At 76.1% G+C, this 1245-nt stretch carries 1 pseudogene; it reads left to right on the forward strand.

Annotated elements, in window-relative coordinates:
- A pseudogene (locus B7767_RS32320) lies at positions 1-1245 on the forward strand (hypothetical protein); the annotation flags it as partial.

Here is a 1245-nt window from a genome sequence, read left to right on the forward strand (position 1 = left end):
GCGGCCGGCCTGGCGGCGGCCCGCGCGGCGCTCGAGCGGCTGAACCCGTTCCGCGGGATCGCCGCACGGATCAACCCGGCGGCCGTCGCACGGGCCGCCGCGTTCGACGTCGCACCGCTGCTCGGCAACACCCTGCGCGCCGGCCTCCCGGACGAACTGGGCTGGCCCGCCCTGGACGAGGCGCTGCGACGGCTCGACGCCGAGACCCGGCGCGACCGTGAGGACACCCTCACCGTCCACGAGGCCTGGCCGGCCCTGATCCTCGCCCGCAGGCACAAGGTGATCGTCGTGGGACCGCAGGACATCCTGCTGGAGCACGACCTGCGGCTGCCCGTCGAACCGGACCGCCGGCAGCGGCCGTCGTTCCGCTACACCGACGGCGAACTGCTGGTGATGTGGCGGCAGGACGACAAGCAGTACGGCTACTGGTCGGCCCGCCCGGCCGAGGTGTTCCCGCTGGGCGGCGAGAAGCTCCCGCACTGGTACGGCGGCGGCGACGCCGGCGAGACCTCGATCCCGCTGCCGGACGGCGGACGCGTCACCGGCGGACGCGCCCTGCACGCCGGCGACACGGTCCTGCCGCCCGCGCGCCGCGTCCTCGGGGACGGCACCTCGTACTGGCGCCAGGGACGGCAGGGGACGCGACAGGTGTGGCTCGAGTACGACCCGGCCACCGGCGAACACGGACGTGCCTCGCTGCCCGCGTTCCTGCGGTCCGGCATCCGCGACGGCGCCACCCTGCTCCAGCAGCACTGCGCCGTACTGCCCCTGCAGCCCGGCCTGGAGGACAGCCCGTTCGGCACGGACGGCACGGTCCTCGGCCGCTGGGTACGCACCGAGGACGACGGCGACGAGGCCCGCACCACCGTCGGCACACCGGACGGCCGGACCGCCACCCTGCCGACGGCACACGGCCGGGCATGGGGCGTCCCGGTCGGCGCGCTGCGGCTGCCCGGCGGCGTCGAGCCCCTGGTCGTCACCCACTACCGTCAGGTCGCCCTGTACACGACGGACGACACCACCGGTGTGCGGGAACTGGGCCGGCTGACACCGCTGGAGCGCGGCGGCGAGTTCGCCGCCGGCACGCGACTCGTGCCGCCGGTCGACTTCTGGCACGCGCTGCGGCCGCGCGACGAGAACGCCTCGGCGCTCCTGCGGGCGCTGAGCGACGAGCAGGCCGAGGAGCTGCTGCAGGCCGGCGTGCAGGCGCTGGCCGAGCGGCGGGCGAGGATCGCGGCGGCGGCA

Origin of the sequence: Streptomyces sp. 13-12-16, assembly GCF_002114215.1 — a bacterium.
Lineage (GTDB): Bacteria > Actinomycetota > Actinomycetes > Streptomycetales > Streptomycetaceae > Streptomyces.